Below are 20,951 nucleotides of genomic sequence, written 5' to 3'. Positions count from 1 at the left end.
TACAAGCAACCCCGCCGCGGTTAAAGAGGTTGCTGAATAGCGTCGCTAATCGCGCCGTAATCATTAATACTGTGCCAGGTGAGCATTTTGCTCACGCCAGCAGGCAGCGCCAGCCGACGTGTCTCAAACGGCATTATCATCGCCAGGTCGAGCGGCTTGCCATCAATAACCACGTCGATCACATTGACGTGAATGGCCGTCGGGTTGGTGACCACCAGCATGCTGCCCTGCCGTTGCCATTTCACTTTCAGAGCGGCTGTTTCAGGCGTTTCCTTAACACCCGCCGGACGCCAGAAGAGTTTAATGCGCGTTTTGATGGCAATTTCCAGCTTGCTGCTTTCTTCGGTTGTCGACGGGGGAATATTTTTAATATTCAGCCAAAACACGGACTCCCTGTCAGACGGTAATTCGCCCTGAGTTTTAATGATACGCAGGACACGCTCCTGGCCGGGCTCCAGCCGGGAGACGGGAGGAATAACCGTAAAGGGCGGCTGGTGCTTATCCGCATTGTTAAAAGGCTCAACCCATGCCTGAAGAAGGTAAGGCAGTGCCGTATCTTTATTTAAGACAGAGAGGGTGGTATCTGCTTTATTTCCAGGGAAGATAACGCGGGTGCCACCAATAACAATCCCGGCACTTGACGTCCCGGTAGCAAATGAGAAAAGAAGAGCAACAAATAAAATTATAAAACGCCTGCGCATATTATATCCTGTAACAGGCCTGGATAATTTCCGATAAAAGGGCGCAACAAACCCAACCTCACCAGGCCTGATTATTTTTTTACAGAAAGAGATTGAAGGAATTAATTACTGTATGTAATCGTAAATTCCGAATCCGCATTGGCAGTGCCCGCCGTTACGGTTGCAGACGTGGCGATATAGCGAGCCATAAATGGTAACGACGCCTTGCCGGAGGAAATAGTGGCAGGCGTAGACTGATTGTAAAGCTTAAGCAGACTGTTATCGGCGCGGTTATAAATTGCAATCGCAACGCCACTCGCCCCGCCAGAAGACAGCTTCAGGTACCCGTCACCGTCTTCGGTGCCGTCAAAACGGGCGCTGGCTTTTTTGTAGGTATCCGGGCAGTTCAGCAGATCGATCTGGAATGCCTGAACCGACGCCATTGACCCCACGCCGGTAAACGTTGATTTATTCACTTTGCCTAAATCAACGGTCTGGTCTTTAGTACCGGTAGACACCTCACAGGTACTATCGATAATTTCGCCCGTGAAATGGACAGTACCATTGCCATTGGCCGCATGTGTCTGCGCACCGAAAAATAAAGAGGAAAGCACAACAATGCTCTTTAACGTATTTCCTTTCATTACAACACCATCCTGAATTATACATTGCAAAATACTATTTCCCTGATAAATACTTCAGGGCATACAAGCGAAGAGCATTAAACTCTTTAAAATAAAAAATAACAAGAAGAAATATTATTCTATTATTCTCGCCTGCTGAATATGGAATAGTTCAGGATGAAATGAGGTCTTAATATAATATTATATTTAAAAAAACAGGATTAATTCTACCAGGATTTATATATCTCTATTATTCCAGAATTATATTTTCAGAGTAAATTTATATTTACCGATCAAAAAATAGCCCCACAATCATAGATTTATGGGGCTATTTCACTTCAATATATAAAATTATTCAACCGTGACCGATTTCGCCAAGTTACGCGGCTGGTCAACGTCAGTGCCTTTGATCAGCGCCACGTGATAAGCCAACAGCTGCAGCGGAACAGTGTAGAAGATCGGTGCAATCACCTCTTCGACATGCGGCATTTCGATGATGTGCATATTGTCGCTGCTGGCAAAACCGGCATCTTTATCAGCGAAGACGTACAGGACACCACCGCGGGCGCGCACTTCTTCGATGTTGGATTTCAGTTTTTCCAGCAGTTCGTTGTTTGGTGCCACAACGATGACCGGCATATCCGCATCAATCAGCGCCAGAGGGCCGTGTTTCAGCTCGCCTGCCGCATAAGCTTCAGCGTGAATGTAGGAGATCTCTTTCAGCTTCAGCGCGCCTTCGAGCGCGATCGGATACTGATCGCCACGGCCCAGGAACAGGGCGTGATGTTTGTCAGAGAAATCTTCCGCCAGTGCTTCAATGCGTTTGTCCTGAGACAGCATCTGCTCAATACGGCTCGGCAGCGCCTGCAGCCCGTGAACGATGTCGTGCTCAACGGAAGCATCTTCGCCTTTCAGACGCGCCAGCTTCGCCACCAGCATCAGCAGAACCGTCAACTGAGTGGTAAACGCTTTAGTAGAAGCGACGCCAATTTCGGTGCCCGCTTTGGTCATCAGCGCCAGATCGGACTCGCGCACCAGTGAAGAACCTGGAACGTTACAGATGGCCAGAGAGCCCAGGTAACCCAGCTCTTTAGAAAGACGCAGCGCTGCCAGGGTATCTGCCGTTTCACCGGACTGAGACAAGGTGATCATCAGGCTGTTGCGACGCACAGCGGATTTGCGATAGCGGAATTCAGACGCGATTTCCACGTCGCACGGCACACCCGCCAGGGATTCAAACCAGTAGCGAGAGACCATACCGGAGTTGTAGGAGGTGCCACAGGCGACGATCTGAATATGCTCAACCTTGCCGAGCAGTTCATTGGCATTGGCACCCAGTTCGCTCAAATCCACCTCGCCGTGGCTAATGCGCCCGGTCAGGGTGTTTTTGATCGCGTTTGGCTGCTCGTAAATCTCTTTCTGCATGTAATGACGGTACGCGCCTTTGTCGCCCGCATCGTACTGCAAATTAGATTCAATCTCCTGACGCTTAACCTGCTCGCCTTTGGTATCGAAGACGGTCACGCTGCGGCGAGTCACTTCCGCGATATCTCCCTCTTCCAGGAAGATAAAGCGGCGGGTCACCGGCAGAAGTGCCAGCTGATCGGAGGCGATGAAGTTTTCCCCCATCCCCAGACCGATTACCATTGGGCTACCGGAACGCGCGGCCAGCAGCGTGGACGGGTCGCGGGAATCCATGATTACCGTACCGTACGCACCGCGCAGCTGAGGAATAGCGCGAAGTACCGCTTCACGGAGCGTGCCGCCCTGTGCCAGCTCCCAGTGCACCAGGTGAGCAATCACTTCGGTGTCGGTTTCAGAGACAAAGGTATAACCGCGCGCTTTCAGTTCTTCGCGCAGGGGTTCGTGGTTTTCGATAATGCCGTTATGGACGACCACGATGTGTTCAGACACATGCGGGTGAGCGTTACCTTCGGATGGTTCACCGTGCGTCGCCCAGCGGGTGTGCGCAATACCCGTCCCGCCGTGCAGCGGATGTTCTTCCGCAGCCTGGGCCAGCATCTGCACTTTACCCAGGCGGCGCAGACGGGTCATATGACCTTCTGCATCTACGACAGCCAGACCGGCAGAGTCGTAACCACGGTATTCCAGACGACGTAAACCTTCGAGAAGGATTTCAGCAATATCACGCTGCGCAACTGCGCCAACAATTCCACACATATTTTAGATTCCGAATTTAGGCATGATGCCTGCGTTGTCGCTGACCTGTATTTGCCCTTTCCGGGCACCCCGAGCCTTGTAGAGAGTGGGGTTATAGTTATGGGTACTGCTTGTGGGGGGAGATATATATTTATCTCCTCACCCGGGTTTGCCTGATGACGGCTACGCCTTATCAGGCCTACTCAATGGTAGGGCGGGTAAGCGTAGCGCCACCCGCCTTGTTGTTACTTCTTCTTCACCGGGCGTTTCCAGCCCTGCTTGTGCACCTGCGGCACGCGGCTTAACACTAACTCGTTATCCGCCACGTCACGCGTCACGGTCGTCCCGGCGGCAATGGTCACGCCGTTACCTACGGTGACAGGCGCCACCAGCTGCGTGTCAGAACCCACGAACACGTCGTCGCCGATAATGGTTTTGAACTTGTTGGCACCGTCATAGTTACAGGTAATGGTTCCTGCACCAATATTCACGTTGTCGCCAATTTCTGCGTCACCCAGATAGGTCAGATGACCGGCTTTCGAGCCTTTCCCCAGACGCGCTTTTTTCATTTCCACGAAGTTGCCTACGTGAGCGCCTTCCAGCAGCTCAGCACCTGGACGCAGACGCGCAAACGGACCGATAGTACACGCCGCGTCCAGATGAGCATCTTCAACCACGCTGTACGGGCTAATTTCGCAGTCGTCACCGATGACGCTGTTTTTGATCACACAGCCGGCGCCAATTTTGACGCGGTTGCCAAGCTGAACGTTGCCTTCAAGGATAACGTTAGTATCAATCTCAACATCTCGCCCGTGCGACAAGGTCCCCCGCAGATCGAAACGCGCTGGATCGCGCAGCATTACGCCGGCCAGCAGCAGCTTTTCGGCCTGCTCAGACTGATAAATGCGCTCGAGACGAGAAAGCTGCAGACGGTTATTCACGCCGTCCGTTTCACTGATGCGCGCCGGATGAACGGCGGCAATTTCACGCCCTTCGTGGTACGCCATCGCAATGATATCGGTGATGTAGTACTCACCCTGCGCGTTGTTGTTATTGAGCTTCGACAGCCAGCGCTTCATATCTGCGCCATTGGCAATCAGGATACCGGTGTTGATCTCCTGAATCTGACGCTGTTCATCGCTGGCGTCTTTGTGTTCAACGATACCCGTTACGTGGCCGTTCTCACGTGTGATACGGCCATAGCCCGTTGGGTCGTCCAGCACGACGGTTAATAAACCGATGCCGCCCTGCGGTTTGGCTGCACGCAGGCGAGTCAGCGTCTCGACGGAGATCAGCGGGACGTCTCCGTAGAGCATCAGGATGTCTTCGTCATCGGCAAAGAAAGGGGCGGCCTGCTGCATTGCATGGCCAGTACCCAGTTGTTCAGCCTGGAGCACCCAGTTGAGCGCGTCATCGCTCAGCGCCTTTTTAAGCAGATCGCCACCGTGTCCATAAACCAGATGGACCTGACGGGCCCCCAGTTCATTCGCTGCATCAATGACATGCTGCACCATTGGCTTTCCTGCCAGACGGTGAAGCACTTTAGGCAGATCGGAATACATGCGGGTACCTTTGCCAGCGGCAAGGATCACCACGCTCATCGCACTGTTTGACATACGCATCCTGACGGTAATTTAAGTGAGAAGTAAAAACGTTTGATGCTTAAAATTCTACATCTTTTTCATCATGAATTAAGGCACAAAAAAAAAAGCCAGCCTGGTATACAGACTGGCTTTTGAGCTTTTCAAGCCGGTGTTACATCGCTTTTTTGGTCAACTCGATAACGCGCAGTTTCGCGATCGCTTTGGCCAGCTCCGCAGACGCCTGAGCGTAATCCACGTCACCATGAGAGCTACTAATGTGCTCTTCAGCCTTACGCTTCGATTCCAGGGCTCGTGCTTCGTCGAGATCCTGGCCACGAATAGCGGTATCGGCCAGAACGGTCACACTGCCAGGCTGCACTTCAAGAATGCCGCCGGACAGATAGATAAACTCTTCATGACCGAACTGTTTAACGATGCGGATCATACCAGGCTTAATGGCGGTGAGCAGCGGTGCGTGACCCGGGAAAATACCCAGTTCACCTTCACTACCCGTTACCTGGATTTTCTCGACCAGACCAGAGAACATTTGTTGCTCTGCGCTGACGACATCCAGGTGGTAAGTCATTGCCATATCACCCTCCGATTAAGGCGTTAAAGTTTTTTGGCTTTTTCCACTGCTTCTTCGATGGAACCAACCATGTAGAACGCCTGCTCTGGCAGGTGATCGTATTCGCCTTCCATGATGCCTTTAAAGCCACGGATGGTGTCTTTCAGGGAAACGTATTTACCCGGAGAACCGGTGAATACTTCCGCAACGAAGAACGGCTGGGACAGGAAGCGCTGGATCTTACGCGCACGTGCTACCACCAGTTTGTCTTCTTCTGACAGCTCATCCATACCCAGGATGGCGATGATGTCTTTCAGTTCCTGGTAACGCTGCAGCAGGGACTGTACGCCACGCGCGGTGTCGTAGTGTTCCTGACCCACAACCAGTGGATCCAGCTGACGGCTGGTGGAGTCCAGCGGGTCAACGGCCGGGTAGATACCCAGAGACGCGATCTGACGGCTCAGTACCACGGTTGCATCTAAGTGCGCAAAGGTGGTGGCTGGTGATGGGTCAGTCAAGTCATCCGCAGGTACGTATACCGCCTGAACGGAGGTGATAGAACCGGTTTTGGTAGAGGTGATACGTTCCTGAAGAACACCCATCTCTTCCGCCAACGTAGGCTGATAACCTACCGCTGAAGGCATACGACCCAGCAGTGCAGATACTTCAGTACCGGCCAGGGTGTAACGATAGATGTTATCAACGAACAGCAGAACGTCACGGCCTTCGTCACGGAACTTCTCAGCCATCGTCAGACCAGTCAGCGCAACGCGCAGACGGTTTCCAGGTGGCTCGTTCATCTGGCCGTAAACCAGGGATACTTTGTCCAGAACGTTGGAGTCGGTCATTTCGTGGTAGAAGTCGTTACCCTCACGAGTACGTTCACCTACGCCCGCAAACACAGAGTAACCGGAGTGCTCGATCGCGATGTTACGGATCAGCTCCATCATGTTTACGGTTTTACCTACACCCGCACCACCGAACAGACCAACTTTACCGCCCTTCGCAAACGGACACATCAGGTCGATAACTTTGATGCCGGTTTCCAGCAGTTCCTGAGAGCTTGACAGCTCTTCGTAGGAAGGTGCCGCGCGGTGGATAGCCCAACGCTCTTCTTCACCGATGTCGCCTTTCATGTCGATTGGCTGACCCAATACGTTCATGATACGACCCAGTGTTGCTTTACCTACAGGCACTTCGATCGGGTGCTCAAGGTCTTTCACTTCCAGACCACGACGCAGACCGTCGGAAGAACCCATCGCGATGGTACGCACGATACCGCCGCCGAGCTGCTGCTGAACTTCCAGCACCAGGCTCTCGTTACCATTCTGTACCTCAAGCGCGTCGTACACGCGTGGTACGGCGTCCTGAGGGAACTCGACGTCCACCACGGCGCCGATTACCTGGACAATCTTTCCAGTAGCCATCTTGAATCCTCTACGTAATTCGTAAACCTGGTTAAACCGCGGCGGCCCCCGAGACAATCTCGGTGAGTTCCTGAGTAATGCTGGCCTGACGAGCTTTGTTGTAAACCAACTGCAGCTCTTTAATCAGGCTGCCGCCATTATCGGTCGCGGCTTTCATCGCCACCATTCGTGCGGCCTGCTCGCTGGCCAGGTTTTCTACAACGCCCTGATAAACCTGAGATTCAACGTAACGACGCAGCAGGGTATCCAGCAGCGGTTTCGGATCGGGTTCATACAGGTAATCCCAGGCTTTCTGCTTCAACTCGTCATCTTCTGATGCCGGTAAAGGCAGCATCTGAGTGATCGTTGGCACCTGAGACATGGTGTTAATAAATTTGTTGCTGACAACGTACAGTCTGTCCAGACGGCCTTCATCATAGGCCTGCAACATCACTTTAACCGGGCCGATCAGTTCGGACAGGGACGGGTTATCACCCATACCGGTCACCTGAGCGACAATGTTGCCACCAACGGAGTTAAAGAAAGAGACGCCTTTAGAGCCAATCAGTGCCAGATCGCACTGAACGCCTTTATCGGACCAGCCTTTCATATCCGCCAGCAGTTTTTTGAACAGGTTAATGTTCAAGCCGCCACACAGACCACGGTCAGTCGACACCACCAGGTAGCCCACGCGCTTAACGTCGCGTTCTTCCAGGTAAGGGTGCTTGTATTCCAGATTACCGTTTGCAAGGTGACCAATCACTTTGCGCATGGTCTCTGCATAAGGACGGCTGGCCGCCATGCGATCCTGCGATTTACGCATTTTGGAAGCGGCGACCATCTCCATCGCTTTAGTGATCTTTTGCGTGTTCTGGACGCTTGCGATCTTACTACGTATCTCTTTTGCGCCGGCCATGAGCTTCTCCTCAATGCCAGGCGGCTTGTCCTGAGACAAGCCGCCGGACGATTACCAGGATTGGGTTGCTTTGAAGGAATCGAGGATAGCTTTCAGCTTGCCTTCGATTTCGTCGTTATAGCCACCGGTCTGGTTGATCTCTTGCATCAGCGGAGCGTGATCACGGTCGACGTAAGCCAGCAGAGCGGCTTCGAAGCTACCGATTTTCGCCAGTTCCACATCTTCGAGGTAACCGCGTTCAGCCGCGAACAGTACCAGGCCCTGCTGAGCAACAGACATTGGTGCGTACTGTTTCTGCTTCAGCAGCTCGGTCACTTTCTGACCGTGGCTCAGCTGTTTACGGGTTGCTTCGTCCAGATCGGATGCGAACTGAGAGAACGCAGCCAGTTCACGATACTGTGCCAGCGCGGTACGGATACCACCGGACAGTTTCTTGATGATCTTGGTCTGAGCAGCACCACCAACACGGGATACGGAGATACCCGGGTTAACCGCCGGACGAATACCGGAGTTAAACAGGTTGGTTTCCAGGAAGATCTGACCATCGGTAATGGAAATTACGTTGGTCGGAACGAACGCAGAAACGTCACCCGCCTGGGTTTCAATGATCGGCAGTGCGGTCAGAGAGCCCGTTTTACCCTTCACTTCACCTTTGGTGAAGTTCTCGACGTATTCCGCGTTAACGCGGGAAGCACGCTCCAGCAGACGAGAGTGGAGGTAGAATACGTCGCCCGGGAATGCTTCACGTCCTGGTGGACGACGGAGCAGCAGGGAAACCTGACGATAAGCAACAGCCTGTTTAGACAGGTCATCGTATACGATCAGTGCATCTTCACCGCGGTCACGGAAGTATTCGCCCATTGCGCAACCCGCGTATGGCGCCAGGTATTGCAGTGCAGCAGATTCAGAAGCGGTAGCCACAACCACGATGGTGTTAGACAGCGCGCCGTGCTCTTCCAGTTTACGAACCACGTTAGAAATGGTGGACGCTTTCTGGCCGATGGCCACGTACACACATTTGATGCCGGAGTCACGCTGGTTGATGATGGCGTCGATTGCCATCGCGGTTTTACCGGTCTGACGGTCACCGATGATCAGTTCACGCTGACCACGACCGATTGGGATCATGGCGTCAACAGACTTATAGCCTGTCTGAACAGGCTGATCGACGGACTGACGATCGATAACTCCTGGTGCGATAACTTCGATTGGAGAGAAGCCATCGTGCTCAACCGGACCTTTACCGTCGATTGGCGCACCCAGGGTGTTAACAACGCGGCCCAGCAGGCCACGGCCAACCGGCACTTCCAGAATACGGCCAGTACACTTAACCTTCATGCCTTCGGCGAGGTCAGCGTATGGACCCATCACAACCGCACCTACGGAGTCGCGCTCCAGGTTCAGTGCGATAGCGTAACGGTTACCCGGCAGGGAAATCATCTCACCCTGCATACAATCGGCCAGGCCGTGGATGCGGATAACACCGTCACTTACAGAAACAATAGTACCTTCATTGTGAGCTTCGCTCACAACATTGAACTGAGCAATGCGCTGCTTGATCAGTTCGCTGATTTCGGTGGAATTCAGTTGCATGCTCCAGTCCCCTTAAGACTGCAAGACGTCTGCAAGGCGTTCAAGACGGCCGCGTACGCTGCCATCAATGACCATATCACCCGAGCGGATGATTACGCCTGCCATTACAGACTTATCGATTTTGCAATTCAGCTTAACTTTGCGTGACAGACGTTTTTCCATCGCGGCGGTGATTTTCGCAAGCTGTTCATCACTCAGTTCAGTCGCTGAAGTCACTTCGACTTCAGCTGTTGCTTCACTAAGGGCACGTAAGTGCTCAAACTGCTCGAGAACATCCGGGAGCACACGGAGACGACCATTTTCTGCCATCACCTTAATCAGGTTCTGGCCGTTGGCATCCAGTTGCTCTCCGCACACGGCGATAAACGACGCGGCGAGAGTTTCAGGCGCTAACGCACCGGAAAGCAACTCGGCCATTTGTTCGTTTTTCGTCACCTCAGCGGCAAACGCCAGCATATTCTGCCAGCGATCGACATTTTGGTGTTCGATAGCAAAGTCAAAAGCTGCTTTGGCGTAGGGGCGAGCTACCGTAACAAATTCAGACATCAGCCCCTCCCTCCTTACAGTTCAGCGACAAGTTTGTCCACGATGTCGCTGTTAGCAGCTTCATCCACGGAACGTTCGATGATCTTCTCGGCGCCAGCAACAGCCAGAATCGCAACCTGCTTACGCAGTTCTTCACGAGCACGTTTACGCTCAGCTTCAATTTCAGCCTGAGCCTGTGTCACGATCTTAGTACGTTCCTGTTCTGCTTCAGCTTTGGCTTCGTCCAGGATCTGCGAACGGCGTTTGTTAGCCTGTTCGATGATGACCTGAGCTTCCGCTTTCGCTTTTTTCAGCTGGTCTGTCGCGTTGGCCTGTGCAAGGTCCAAATCTTTCTTAGCGCGTTCTGCAGAAGCCAGACCGTCAGCAATTTCTTTCTGACGTTTTTCGATGGCAGCCATTAAAGGCGGCCATACATACTTCATGCAGAACCAGACAAAGAGAATAAACGCGATGGCCTGGCCGAGGATTGTTGCGTTCATGTTCACAGCACAATACCTCTTAAATTTCTGTGGCTTGGGGTTTTAAAACAACTACTACGCGACAGCAAACATCACGTACAGACCCAGACCTACAGCGATCATTGGGATAGCATCCACCAGACCCATAACGATAAAGAACTGAGTACGCAGCAGAGGAATCAGATCAGGTTGACGCGCTGCGCCTTCCAGGAATTTGCCCCCGAGGATGCCGATACCGATCGCAGCACCGATAGCCGCCAGACCCATCATCACAGCGGCAGCCATGTACAGCAGATCCATATTCAGGTTTTCCATGACAGTCTCCAGTTTGTTTCAATTAAAACGTAGTAGTGTTGGTAAAAAATCAGTGCTCTTCAGACGCCATCGACAGATAGACGATCGTCAGAACCATGAAGATAAAGGCTTGCAGCGTAATGATCAGGATGTGGAAAATGGCCCATGGCACATTCAGAATCCACTGTGACCACCACGGCAGAAGACCCGCGATCAGAATGAAAATCAGCTCACCCGCATACATGTTGCCGAACAGTCGCAGACCCAGTGAAACAGGTTTGGACAGTAGGCTAACGCCTTCCAGGATCAGGTTGACCGGAATAAACGCCCAGTGGTTGAACGGCTGCAAGGTAAGCTCTTTCACAAAGCCGCTTACGCCTTTCATTTTGATGCTGTAGAAAAGAATCAGGATAAACACGCCCAGCGCCATCGACAGAGTGATGTTCACGTCCGCAGACGGTACAACACGCAGCGCAGGCAGGCCGAAGATGTGCTCGCCGATGAACGGCAGCAGGTCAATTGGCAGCAGGTCCATCAGGTTCATCAGGAAGACCCAAACGAACACGGTCAAGGCCAGCGGAGCAATCAGCTTGCTCTTACCATGGTACATGTCTTTCACGCTGCCATGGACGAAGCCGATGATCATTTCAACGAATGTCTGGAATTTCCCTGGAACACCGCTGGTCGCCTTTTTAGCAACGCTGCGGAACATGGCCAGGAACAGAAGACCCAACACCACCGAGAAGAACATGGAGTCGATGTTGATCGTCCAGAAGGTGGCCGGGGGGTTATGCGGATCCACCAGCGAGAATGTACGCAGGTCCAGCTGAAGGTTATTCAGATGGTGACCTATGTAATCCTGCGGCGTCATATTTTCTGAAGCCATGATGCCTTTTACCCTTTGTTATTGATTACAGCTGGAGCCAGAACTTGTACCACCAGCACCAAAACCCACGTTGCTATCAGCGGCATGAAGACCACTTTCAAAACCGCCAGCGCCATCACCAGTAGAGCAAAGGTCAGCAACACCTTACACACTTCGCCAAGAGCGAAGGACCAGGCCACGCGGCCTTTGGCGGGTGTATGCGCCTGATGACGCCAGGCAAAAATCATAAACAACACGTTTGGCAGCACAACTGCCAAACCCCCGCACACGGCGGAGATGCCCCAGAAGGGGTCTTTGAGGCTAAACAGCAGTCCACTTGCTATCACAGCCAGAAACTGAATGAACAGAAGCTTACGAGCAACGTTTCTACTCAAGAGCGACACAGACATCACGTTTTTACTCCTGCTCCCTTCGAGGTATGCCGCGTGTCGTATAAAACGTCCTTTAAGGCTCAGAGTCAAGCATCAAAAAGCGGACAAATTATACGGTGCGTACCCGTGATTTCAAACATTAAGTAGCGAAAAGGTGAATAAATGTTTAAATATTTTTCCCCACCGCTATTTTTCAACTTTCGCTGAAAGCATCGACCTTCGAGCAAAACTGCAAACAGCGCGAAAACGTTGACTACAAAGCGTGCACGAGATCACAAAACACACATTTGCGATAAGGTTGTATTTATCAAAGCCGTAAATCGCACAGGAGTATCTTTCTGAAATCAAAGATAAAATATCGCAACTATTTTCAAAACAGCCCCGTACACAATAAAAACCTTTTATTGACATTCTTAATAAATAATTAACATCGCACTCTGATTACAGTCTTCCACTTTTAGCAGACTGATATTTTCATAGTTGACTATCTTCACGGTGAATAATAGGCGCAACGTTAACCATAAGAAAAACCATGGTAAAAAAGAGGTTAAATGCTAACGGGTAAATCCATGTGAGTTGTGCTGTTTTTTAACATCACCAGAACAGCACAAATTCCACATTTTTTATTAATTTTTTAAAAATTGTTTGGCTTAATTATCACCAGATGACGTTCACCGTCGAGCTGAGGAATGTTTAATTTCTCGATGGATACAACGGCAAAATCGTCCGGAAGCTGTTCAATTTCATCACCCGGCAGTTGTCCTTTCAGCGCATAGAAACGCCCTTTCTCTTCTGCGGGCAAATGTTTACACCAGCTCACCATGTCATTGAGTGAAGCAAAGGCGCGGCTGATAACACCGTCAAACGGCGGTTCTGCCGGAAACGCCTCTACCCTGCTTTGAACGGGCGTGATGTTCTCAAGCTTCAGCTCATGCTGAACCTGTCGTAAAAAGCGCACGCGCTTACCGAGGCTGTCCAGCAGCGTGAAATGACTTTCCGGCCGGACAATCGACAGCGGAACCCCTGGCAGACCGGGCCCCGTGCCAACGTCGATAAAACGCTCACCCTTCAGATACGGTGCCACAACGATGCTATCGAGAATATGGCGTACCAGCATCTCGTTGGGGTCGCGTACCGACGTCAGGTTGTACGCTTTGTTCCATTTGTTCAGCATATCGACATAGGCCACCAGCTGGTTTTTCTGGTGATCGGTGAGCGAAATACCTGCCTGATCCAGCAGACGAGAGAGTTTGTTGAGCACGGTGAATACCTGTTGGAAAACTTAGGTGGCGGGTGGCGCTTCGCTTACCCGCCCTACGGGTTCAGTAGGCCCGGTAAGCGCATCGCCACCGGGCAATGTTCTGGGCATTACGCGCTGCGGCGCAGCATACCCTGTTTCTTCAACCACACCAGCAGAATCGAAATCGCGGCGGGCGTAACGCCAGAGATACGTGATGCCTGGCCGATGGATACCGGTTTATGATCGTTCAGCTTAGCGATCACTTCGTTGGAAAGCCCCGTCACCTGACGGTAGTCCAGCATTTCCGGCAGCAACGTGTTTTCGTTACGCTGCTGTTTTTCAATCTCATCCTGTTGGCGCGCGATATAGCCTTCGTACTTCACCTGAATTTCGACCTGTTCAGCGGCTTCGGCATCTTCAAGACCAGGGGCGAACGCGGTGAGTTTCACCAGATTCTCATAGGTCACTTCCGGACGACGCAGCAGATCTTCACCGCTGGCTTCACGTGAGAGCGGCGCAGTTAAGTGAGCGTTCACTTCGGCAGCGGTTTCCGCCTGTGGATTAACCCACGTGGTTTTCAGACGCTGACGTTCCTGTTCAATGCGCTCCAGCTTCTCGTTAAAGCGTGCCCAGCGTTCGTCATCGACCAGACCCAGCTCGCGGCCCATTTCAGTCAGACGCAGGTCGGCGTTATCTTCGCGCAGCATCAGGCGATATTCCGCACGAGAGGTAAACATACGGTACGGTTCTTTGGTGCCCAGGGTGCAGAGATCGTCAACCAGTACGCCCAGATAGGCCTGAGAACGCGCCGGGGCCCAGCCCTCTTTTTCGGCAGAGAAACGGGCAGCGTTCAGACCGGCCAGCAGACCCTGTGCAGCCGCTTCTTCGTAACCGGTGGTGCCGTTAATCTGGCCCGCGAAGAACAGACCGTGGATGAATTTGCTCTCCAGGGTTGGCTTCAGGTCACGCGGGTCGAAGAAATCGTACTCAATAGCGTAGCCAGGGCGAACGATTTTCGCATTCTCCATGCCCTGCATTGAGCGAACAATCTGCATCTGCACATCGAACGGCAGGCTGGTGGAGATACCGTTCGGATAAATTTCGTTTGAGGTCAGCCCTTCCGGCTCCAGGAAGATCTGGTGCTGGTTACGATCGGCAAAGCGCATCACTTTGTCTTCGATCGACGGGCAGTAACGCGGACCGATCCCTTCGATCACACCGGCGTACATTGGGCTGCGATCGAGGTTATTGCGGATCACGTCATGGGTTTTTTCGTTGGTATGCGTGATGTAGCACGGTACCTGCTGCGGATGTTGCGCCGCATTGCCCATGAACGAGAAGACCGGCATCGGGTTATCACCGTGCTGTTGCGCAAGCACGCTGAAATCAATGGTGCGCGCGTCAATACGTGGCGGTGTGCCAGTCTTCAGGCGGCTTACGCGCAGTGGCAGTTCACGCAGACGACGAGAGAGCGGAATGGATGGCGGATCGCCTGCACGGCCACCGCTGTAGTTATCCAGACCAATATGAATTTTCCCGTCCAGGAAGGTGCCGACGGTCAGTACCACCGCTTTGGCGCGGAATTTAAGGCCCATCTGGGTCACAGCACCCACGACGCGATCGTTCTCAACGATAAGATCTTCTACCGCCTGCTGGAAGATCATCAGGTTTGGCTGGTTCTCCAGCGCGGTACGTACGGCCTGACGATAAAGCACGCGGTCTGCCTGTGCACGAGTGGCACGCACTGCCGGCCCTTTACTCGCGTTTAGTATCCTAAACTGGATGCCTGCATGATCGATCGCTTTCGCCATCAGGCCGCCAAGCGCATCCACTTCTTTTACCAGGTGTCCTTTCCCAATGCCGCCAATCGCCGGATTACAGGACATTTGTCCCAGCGTGTCGATATTGTGTGTCAAAAGCAGGGTCTGTTGACCCATACGCGCTGCGGCCATTGCGGCCTCAGTGCCTGCGTGACCCCCGCCAATGATGATGACGTCAAAAGGATCCTGATAAAACATGGTGGTCTGCCTCGCGTAAAGCGGTATGAAAATGGATTGAAGCCCGGGCCGTGGATTCTACTCAACTTTAGTCTTTCGAGAAAGCATTGGGATCCTGGGCTATTAAAAAGAAGATCTTTTTATTTAGAGATCTGTTCTATTGTGATCTCTTATTAGGATCGCGTACTTGTGTGGATAAGTCCGATCCGGCAAATAAGATCATGCAGTTAGGAAGGATCGTTTGCTGTGAATGATCGGTGATCCTGGACCGTATAAGCTGGGATCAGATCGCGACTTTATACACAGGCTAAAAACGATACAACAGTTGTTCTTTGGATAACTACGGGTTAATACGAGCTTTTAACCAGAGTTATCCACATCTGATCGCGCGATCTTTAATCGTTTTTGAGTAAATTTTTCCATTCACCCAACCAGATCTCGGCCGGATCCTCCGGAATATCATGATCGAGGATGTTGATCTTGAGTGTTTCACCCAGCTGTTTTGCTCCGCAAGAGGTGACAACAGCTTCGACTTTCTCTATTGCCCCGCAAAAGGTGTCATATTCACGACTGCCGATCCCCACAGCGCCAAAACGGACCTTTGAGAGGTCAGGCTGCTGTTCCAGCAGTTCGTCATATAAAGGTTGCAGGTTATCCGGCAGATCGCCCGCGCCATGCGTGGAGGTGATCAGCAGCCAGACCCCGTCAGTCGGGAGATCTTCAAGCAGCGGTCCGTGCAGGGTTTGTGTTGAAAAGCCCGCATCTTCCAGCTTCTCAGCCAGGTGTTCCGCTACATATTCCGCACCACCGAGGGTGCTGCCGCTGATAAGGGTAATGTCCGCCATTGATCGCTCGCTCAGATAAAGAGGGAGATATTGTACGCTGTGAACGAGCTGGGATCTACCTGTGGAAAATGTGGGAATGAATTTGCCCGATCATGGGCGGATGGTACGCATGATCGGGTTTTGCAGGGAGATCAGTGTCTCGGTGGACTGAATTTCATCAATTGTTTGGATCTTGTTGATAAGTACCTGCTGGAGGGCATCGATGGATCGGCACATCACTTTTATAAAGATGCTGTAGTGCCCCGTGGTGTAGTACGCCTCGGTGACCTCATCCAGCGCATTGAGCCTGGCCAGGGCGGAAGGATAGTCTTTTGCGCTTTTAAGAATGATGCCGATAAAGCAGCAGACGTCGTAACCCAGCTGCTTCGGGCTAACGTCAATGCGCGCGCCGGTAATGATCCCCGCCTGCTTCATTTTCTCTACGCGAACGTGAATGGTTCCCGGGCTGACACCAAACTGTTTCGCCAGTTCGGCGTAGGCGGTACGGGCATTGGCCATTAACGCCTCGAGTATGCCGCGGTCGAGATTGTCGATCTGATAATTTTCCATAGCTTTTTCTTATGAAGATTGATGATTCTTTCTATTCTAGCCTCATATTTTATCGATTCAAAAGTGAAGTCGGCTTTTTGTTGTTGAGTTATTGAATTAAGTGCCGGTTCTGTTGCTTAATCATTACCAACAGGACGCAGGAGTATAAATAATGAAAACCGCTTACATCGCAAAACAACGCCAGATCAGTTTCGTTAAATCCCATTTTTCCCGCCAGCTGGAAGAGAAGCTTGGGCTGATTGAGGTTCAGGCACCAATTTTGAGCCGGGTGGGCGACGGGACGCAGGATAACTTGTCTGGATGCGAAAAAGCGGTACAGGTGAAAGTGAAAACACTGCCAGATGCCCAGTTCGAAGTGGTTCATTCCCTGGCGAAGTGGAAGCGTCAGACCCTGGGACAACACGACTTCAGCGCGGGCGAAGGGCTTTACACGCACATGAAAGCCCTTCGCCCCGATGAAGACCGCCTCTCACCTATTCACTCTGTTTACGTTGACCAGTGGGACTGGGAGCGCGTGATGGGTGATGGCGAGCGTCACCTCGGCACGCTGAAATCCACCGTTGAGGCGATCTACGCCGGGATCAAAGCGACTGAAGCGGCCGTGAGCAAAGAGTTTGGTCTGGCACCGTTCCTGCCGGAAACGATCCACTTTGTTCATAGCCAGGCACTGTTGAGCCGTTTCCCGGATCTTGATGCCAAAGGCCGTGAACGTGCGATCGCGAAAGAGTTGGGTGCAGTATTCCTGATCGGCATTGGCGGCAAACTCTCTGATGGCAAACGCCACGACGTCCGTGCGCCGGATTATGATGACTGGAGCACCGCGGGCGAGCACGACTATGCCGGGCTGAACGGCGATATCCTGGTCTGGAACCCGGTACTGGAAGATGCATTTGAGCTCTCCTCTATGGGGATCCGCGTGGATGCCGACGCGCTGAAACGCCAGCTGGCGGTGACCGGTGACGAAGATCGTCTCAAATTAGAGTGGCACCAGGCGTTGCTGCGCGGCGAAATGCCGCAGACCATCGGGGGAGGGATCGGCCAGTCCCGTCTGACCATGCTGCTGCTGCAACTGCCGCATATTGGTCAGGTACAGTGTGGCGTCTGGCCGCAGCAGGTGCGTGACAGCGTGGGATCTCTTCTTTAATTAACGCTGCCAGCGTCTGAGCAGGCGGCTACGCAACCCGGTATCAAAGCGCCAGATATGATCGAAGATGCGCATGATGCCGGGTTTACCATGAGCGGACATCGCGACGGCGTGAAAACGGTGCTGATGCACCCGCTGTAACTCCTTCACTTTATTAACCACATCATCCGGCAGTCGCTGGGCTATAAAATCGGAAATGACGACCGCATCGGCGTCGTACCAGTCACCCCCCTGCATCCGCTCAACGATGCTGCGAAAGCAGCTGGCCAGGTCAGTGCCCCCGCGAAAACGCTGGCTTAAAAAACGGATTGCCTGCTCTATTCCCTGCTGGTTCGTCAGCTCATAACCCACGACTTCGCTGGAGAAGAGCATGATGAAGCAGCGACGGCGGTCGGCGAGCGCCACGCGCATCAGTGCCAGGCAAAACGCTTTTGCACACTGTTCGTTAAATCCGCCCATCGAACCGGACGTATCCACACAAACAATAAACGGCCCGCGCGGCTGTTCATCAAAATCCTGATGGACGACCGGACGCTGGCTAAGTTTCTCGCGCCACGCTTCGCCGTGCAGCCGGTAGGTAAGAAGCTGTTTTTCCACCAGCCGACGGTAGAACTCATACTCCAGCTCGGTCATTCCCAGCGTGCTCAGTTCGGTGGGCAGCAGGCGCAGAATGTCATCGCTCTGCTGGAGCCCGTCGACCTGTTCTGGCACGGTTGCCGGTTCACGCACCAGGGTGCGGAAGGTTTCCATCGGGGCATCCTTCTTTGGAACTGATTTTGCCTCCCTTGAGCGCCCCAGCTGTTCAGCAAGCTTCATCAATTCCGGCTGCTGCGCCAGAAAATCGCCGTATTTGACGATCAACTGGTAATCTCCGCGTTTGAGCTGTCCGGCACTCATGTCCCAGAGACGTCCTGCGGCGTTTTCATTTTCCACCAGCACCTGCTCAAGCTGACCGCTTAAGGTCATGCGTTCCTGAACTTCACTGAGCAGCTGTTCACGTTCTTCATCCAGCAACTGCTGGTTTAACGTTGTGGCCTGAACCACCAGACTGAGGCGCCAGCGTTGTAAAAAGAGAGTATGCAGTGCGGGGGTAAAGGTGGCGTTATCCGTGACCAGCGCCCGGGCCTGGCTGGCAAACGGAGAGTGGACGTTATCGAGTACTGCCAGGGTTTGTGGGAGCTGGACGATAAACTGCGTCGTGGAGAGCCGTTGACACTGTTGATAGGCCGCGACTTCCTCCGTCAGTTCCGGCGGAACTTCAGTCTCTTTGAATCGCTGTCGCAGATTATCTCGCCAGCGCGGAAGATCGTCGGTCATCGCCTTTTTGAGCTTCGGGAATTTTTCAAAAAACGCCGCCAGCTGCGGCGACGCCAGAAGGGTAATCACCACCTCCTCAATCAACCCTTCCTCGCTGACCGCCAGCATCACGTTGAGCGTGTCCAGCGTTAGCATTGACGCGCCTGTTTGATCTGCGCGCTGACATCCTGCAGGCTGGCTTCGATGCGACCTAACCAGTCGCTATGAATAAAGAGGCATTTTTGCTGCTCGCTAAAGCGGGTGTGCTGCTGGTGCCATTCGGTATCCAGGGCGTCCAGCTGCTGTTTGATCTCTTCCGGCACGCTGTCAGAAGCGGTGCCAGGAAGCGCAAGACGCGAGCCCTGCAGGCTGACGTCGCGGATCACCAGGTGCTGGCTGCTGTCTACTTCCATCGTGAGCGGCTGCGCGAAACCGATGCCGTTGAGTTTTCCGCGGATCTCACCGCCTTTGTCGAGCCACTGAGATAGCGCCTCGCGCTCAACCGTAATGTGTACCACCTGCATATCATGCAGTTTGAGCGGCTGCTGGAGCAGCAGCGTTAGCGTCGTACCGGTCAGATCGGCGGGGAGTTCGTAATGCGGTTTGCGGGCGAACATACCGCCCAGACGATTGACTTTCAGCGCCGTTTTATCACTTTGCTGCTGTTGGAGCTGGATGCGGCGTTGAGTAATCGCCCCCAGCTGGTTGAGCATCGCCTGCTGCCCCCATGCGTGTCCGGTCATCAATACGTCCAGCTGCTGCTGCATCAGGTTCATGCCTTCTGCGTCGTGCCAGAGGCAGTCTTTCAGCAGGATCAGATCGAGGGGCGCGACGGCATCACGACCGCTGAACAGGGCGCTTGCCTGGAGCAGACGAATCGCCTTTTTCCAGCGACGGTCCGAGACATACGGTGCGGAAGGGAGTAAATCAAGCTGCTGGCGCAGCATGAAGATCAGTTCAAAAACGGCATCGGGCAGTTTAATTTTGCCGATATCTTCCTGCCACTGGTGATACTCCTCGTCCGTCACCTGCAAAGAAGCCGCCACCGGGTTTTCGTTCTCATCCTGCTGGCTGACCAGCATAGAGCGGAAGTTTGACTTGTCCTGGACTTTATCGAGCCACAGGCGGATCAGCATACGGTCATACAGCGCTTCCAGGCTGCTGTCGGCTTCGGGCAGTTCGTTTGACGCGGCCACCAGCAGACGCATGGGGATTTTCTCTTCGCTGGCCCCGTTGCGAAACCGGCGTTCGTTAATCGCCGTGAGCAGGGTGTTCAGGATTGCCGGGCCGGCTTTCCAGATCTCATCGAGAAAGACAATTTCTGCTTCCGGAAGATAACCCGCCGTCAGACGCTCATAACGCCCCTCGTCTTTGAGGGCTTGAATAGAGAGCGGACCGAAAACCTCTTCGGGGGTGGAGAAGCGCGTCATGAGATATTCAAAGGCGCGAGCATTCTGAAAAGCGAACTTCAGGCGGCGTGCGATCAGGCTTTTGGCAATGCCCGGCGGACCCAGCAGAAACACGCTTTCACCGCTCAACGCTGCCAGTAAGCAAAGGCGAATGGCGTGGCTACGCTCGAAAAGGCCTTTCTCTAGCGCACTGCTGAGGCGGGAAATTCTTTCTGCTAATAAATGTGAGTGAGCCATAATAGTTTTGCATCCTTTCGCCGTCGTGGCGGCCAATTGAAGCGAGTATAGACGTTTCAGTCAGAGCTGGTAATAGGCTGAAGTGCGGCGCAATTTTCTTTGCGCTACATTAATGCGGTTGCATTTAGGGGTTCGATTTTGCAACGAATC

The 20,951-nt window shown here is 53.0% G+C and carries 20 protein-coding genes; 1 reads left to right on the top strand and 19 read right to left on the bottom strand.

The genetic code is table 11. The features are described 5' to 3' along the window. Positions 1 to 20 precede the first annotated feature (20 nt). The 17 genes from ABFI50_RS09145 to asnC all read right to left on the bottom strand — a co-directional run bounded on the left by ABFI50_RS09145 (position 21) and on the right by asnC (position 16,715). Positions 21 to 701 (bottom strand): fimbria/pilus periplasmic chaperone, encoded by a 681-nt coding sequence (locus ABFI50_RS09145; RefSeq protein WP_023331659.1) that lies wholly within the window; start codon positions 699 to 701, stop codon positions 21 to 23. Between the two features lie 101 nt (positions 702 to 802). Next, a complete protein-coding gene (locus tag ABFI50_RS09140) occupies positions 803 to 1,324 on the bottom strand; it encodes a fimbrial protein (RefSeq protein WP_014881887.1) in 522 nt (173 codons plus the stop codon). A gap of 330 nt (positions 1,325 to 1,654) precedes the next feature. After that, positions 1,655 to 3,484, bottom strand: coding sequence for a glutamine--fructose-6-phosphate transaminase (isomerizing) (gene glmS / locus ABFI50_RS09135; protein ID WP_014881886.1), 1,830 nt, complete (start codon positions 3,482 to 3,484; stop codon positions 1,655 to 1,657). Between the two features lie 224 nt (positions 3,485 to 3,708). Continuing rightward, on the bottom strand, positions 3,709 to 5,079 hold the full coding sequence (gene glmU / locus ABFI50_RS09130; RefSeq protein ID WP_045134506.1) for a bifunctional UDP-N-acetylglucosamine diphosphorylase/glucosamine-1-phosphate N-acetyltransferase GlmU: 1,371 nt from the start codon (positions 5,077 to 5,079) through the stop codon (positions 3,709 to 3,711). A 139-nt stretch (positions 5,080 to 5,218) separates the two neighbouring features. Beyond that, positions 5,219 to 5,638 (bottom strand): F0F1 ATP synthase subunit epsilon, encoded by a 420-nt coding sequence (locus ABFI50_RS09125; RefSeq protein WP_006177560.1) that lies wholly within the window; start codon positions 5,636 to 5,638, stop codon positions 5,219 to 5,221. Positions 5,639 to 5,658: 20 nt separating this feature from the next. Further along, positions 5,659 to 7,041 (bottom strand): F0F1 ATP synthase subunit beta, encoded by a 1,383-nt coding sequence (atpD, locus tag ABFI50_RS09120; protein WP_003862362.1) that lies wholly within the window; start codon positions 7,039 to 7,041, stop codon positions 5,659 to 5,661. A 31-nt stretch (positions 7,042 to 7,072) separates the two neighbouring features. Further along, a complete protein-coding gene (atpG, locus tag ABFI50_RS09115; RefSeq protein WP_014881884.1) occupies positions 7,073 to 7,936 on the bottom strand; it encodes a F0F1 ATP synthase subunit gamma in 864 nt (287 codons plus the stop codon). Between the two features lie 51 nt (positions 7,937 to 7,987). Further along, positions 7,988 to 9,529, bottom strand: a complete 1,542-nt coding sequence (gene atpA / locus ABFI50_RS09110; RefSeq protein ID WP_003862367.1) for a F0F1 ATP synthase subunit alpha — start codon at positions 9,527 to 9,529, stop codon at positions 7,988 to 7,990. A gap of 12 nt (positions 9,530 to 9,541) precedes the next feature. Next, positions 9,542 to 10,075 carry a F0F1 ATP synthase subunit delta gene (gene atpH, locus ABFI50_RS09105; RefSeq protein WP_008500192.1) on the bottom strand — a complete coding sequence of 178 codons (534 nt, stop codon included), beginning with the start codon at positions 10,073 to 10,075 and terminating at the stop codon, positions 9,542 to 9,544. A gap of 14 nt (positions 10,076 to 10,089) precedes the next feature. Beyond that, on the bottom strand, positions 10,090 to 10,560 hold the full coding sequence (atpF, locus tag ABFI50_RS09100) for a F0F1 ATP synthase subunit B (protein WP_003862370.1): 471 nt from the start codon (positions 10,558 to 10,560) through the stop codon (positions 10,090 to 10,092). 48 nt (positions 10,561 to 10,608) lie between these two features. Next, positions 10,609 to 10,848 (bottom strand): F0F1 ATP synthase subunit C, encoded by a 240-nt coding sequence (atpE, locus tag ABFI50_RS09095; protein WP_000429386.1) that lies wholly within the window; start codon positions 10,846 to 10,848, stop codon positions 10,609 to 10,611. 49 nt (positions 10,849 to 10,897) lie between these two features. Then, positions 10,898 to 11,713 carry a F0F1 ATP synthase subunit A gene (gene atpB, locus ABFI50_RS09090; protein ID WP_014881883.1) on the bottom strand — a complete coding sequence of 272 codons (816 nt, stop codon included), beginning with the start codon at positions 11,711 to 11,713 and terminating at the stop codon, positions 10,898 to 10,900. Between the two features lie 8 nt (positions 11,714 to 11,721). Then, positions 11,722 to 12,102: a F0F1 ATP synthase subunit I gene (gene atpI / locus ABFI50_RS09085; RefSeq protein WP_008500194.1), complete on the bottom strand. Its 381-nt coding sequence runs from the start codon at positions 12,100 to 12,102 to the stop codon at positions 11,722 to 11,724. Between the two features lie 616 nt (positions 12,103 to 12,718). Further along, positions 12,719 to 13,345, bottom strand: coding sequence for a 16S rRNA (guanine(527)-N(7))-methyltransferase RsmG (rsmG, locus tag ABFI50_RS09080; protein ID WP_347485884.1), 627 nt, complete (start codon positions 13,343 to 13,345; stop codon positions 12,719 to 12,721). A 107-nt stretch (positions 13,346 to 13,452) separates the two neighbouring features. Continuing rightward, positions 13,453 to 15,342 carry a tRNA uridine-5-carboxymethylaminomethyl(34) synthesis enzyme MnmG gene (mnmG, locus tag ABFI50_RS09075; protein ID WP_008500196.1) on the bottom strand — a complete coding sequence of 630 codons (1,890 nt, stop codon included), beginning with the start codon at positions 15,340 to 15,342 and terminating at the stop codon, positions 13,453 to 13,455. A gap of 374 nt (positions 15,343 to 15,716) precedes the next feature. After that, positions 15,717 to 16,166 (bottom strand): FMN-binding protein MioC, encoded by a 450-nt coding sequence (gene mioC / locus ABFI50_RS09070; protein ID WP_063434650.1) that lies wholly within the window; start codon positions 16,164 to 16,166, stop codon positions 15,717 to 15,719. Positions 16,167 to 16,256: 90 nt separating this feature from the next. Beyond that, a complete protein-coding gene (gene asnC, locus ABFI50_RS09065) occupies positions 16,257 to 16,715 on the bottom strand; it encodes a transcriptional regulator AsnC (RefSeq protein WP_014881879.1) in 459 nt (152 codons plus the stop codon). Positions 16,716 to 16,866: 151 nt separating this feature from the next. Here asnC and asnA point away from each other — a divergent pair, with 151 nt between their 5' ends. Further along, complete coding sequence (gene asnA, locus ABFI50_RS09060; protein ID WP_014881878.1) at positions 16,867 to 17,859, top strand: aspartate--ammonia ligase; 993 nt, start codon at positions 16,867 to 16,869, stop codon at positions 17,857 to 17,859. On the opposite strand, the gene viaA is transcribed toward asnA, so the two are convergent. Both viaA and ravA read right to left on the bottom strand, forming a co-directional pair. Beyond that, positions 17,860 to 19,311, bottom strand: a complete 1,452-nt coding sequence (gene viaA / locus ABFI50_RS09055; protein WP_023331651.1) for an ATPase RavA stimulator ViaA — start codon at positions 19,309 to 19,311, stop codon at positions 17,860 to 17,862. Continuing rightward, positions 19,305 to 20,801, bottom strand: coding sequence for an ATPase RavA (gene ravA / locus ABFI50_RS09050; RefSeq protein ID WP_248197494.1), 1,497 nt, complete (start codon positions 20,799 to 20,801; stop codon positions 19,305 to 19,307). Before ravA ends, viaA begins: the two co-directional genes overlap by 7 nt. Positions 20,802 to 20,951: the final 150 nt, after the last annotated feature.

The organism is Enterobacter sp. HNDS-6 (assembly GCF_039850505.1).
Lineage (GTDB): Bacteria > Pseudomonadota > Gammaproteobacteria > Enterobacterales > Enterobacteriaceae > Enterobacter > Enterobacter kobei.
The sequence above is the reverse complement of the archived record's forward strand: the minus strand, read 5'-3'. Positions and strand labels throughout refer to the sequence as shown.

Excerpts from the sequence above, each read along its gene's own strand:
- mioC (WP_063434650.1), bottom strand. The coding sequence starts at position 16,166 with ATGGCGGACATTACCCTTATCAGCGGCAGCACCCTCGGTGGTGCGGAA.
- atpD (WP_003862362.1), bottom strand. The coding sequence starts at position 7,041 with ATGGCTACTGGAAAGATTGTCCAGGTAATCGGCGCCGTGGTGGACGTC.
- glmS (WP_014881886.1), bottom strand. The coding sequence starts at position 3,484 with ATGTGTGGAATTGTTGGCGCAGTTGCGCAGCGTGATATTGCTGAAATC.
- ABFI50_RS09125 (WP_006177560.1), bottom strand. The coding sequence starts at position 5,638 with ATGGCAATGACTTACCACCTGGATGTCGTCAGCGCAGAGCAACAAATG.
- ABFI50_RS09145 (WP_023331659.1), bottom strand. The coding sequence starts at position 701 with ATGCGCAGGCGTTTTATAATTTTATTTGTTGCTCTTCTTTTCTCATTT.
- ABFI50_RS09140 (WP_014881887.1), bottom strand. The coding sequence starts at position 1,324 with ATGAAAGGAAATACGTTAAAGAGCATTGTTGTGCTTTCCTCTTTATTT.
- viaA (WP_023331651.1), bottom strand. The coding sequence starts at position 19,311 with ATGCTAACGCTGGACACGCTCAACGTGATGCTGGCGGTCAGCGAGGAA.
- asnA (WP_014881878.1), top strand. The coding sequence starts at position 16,867 with ATGAAAACCGCTTACATCGCAAAACAACGCCAGATCAGTTTCGTTAAA.
- ravA (WP_248197494.1), bottom strand. The coding sequence starts at position 20,801 with ATGGCTCACTCACATTTATTAGCAGAAAGAATTTCCCGCCTCAGCAGT.
- atpG (WP_014881884.1), bottom strand. The coding sequence starts at position 7,936 with ATGGCCGGCGCAAAAGAGATACGTAGTAAGATCGCAAGCGTCCAGAAC.
- atpB (WP_014881883.1), bottom strand. The coding sequence starts at position 11,713 with ATGGCTTCAGAAAATATGACGCCGCAGGATTACATAGGTCACCATCTG.
- atpH (WP_008500192.1), bottom strand. The coding sequence starts at position 10,075 with ATGTCTGAATTTGTTACGGTAGCTCGCCCCTACGCCAAAGCAGCTTTT.
- mnmG (WP_008500196.1), bottom strand. The coding sequence starts at position 15,342 with ATGTTTTATCAGGATCCTTTTGACGTCATCATCATTGGCGGGGGTCAC.
- asnC (WP_014881879.1), bottom strand. The coding sequence starts at position 16,715 with ATGGAAAATTATCAGATCGACAATCTCGACCGCGGCATACTCGAGGCG.
- atpA (WP_003862367.1), bottom strand. The coding sequence starts at position 9,529 with ATGCAACTGAATTCCACCGAAATCAGCGAACTGATCAAGCAGCGCATT.
- atpI (WP_008500194.1), bottom strand. The coding sequence starts at position 12,102 with ATGTCTGTGTCGCTCTTGAGTAGAAACGTTGCTCGTAAGCTTCTGTTC.
- atpE (WP_000429386.1), bottom strand. The coding sequence starts at position 10,848 with ATGGAAAACCTGAATATGGATCTGCTGTACATGGCTGCCGCTGTGATG.
- glmU (WP_045134506.1), bottom strand. The coding sequence starts at position 5,079 with ATGTCAAACAGTGCGATGAGCGTGGTGATCCTTGCCGCTGGCAAAGGT.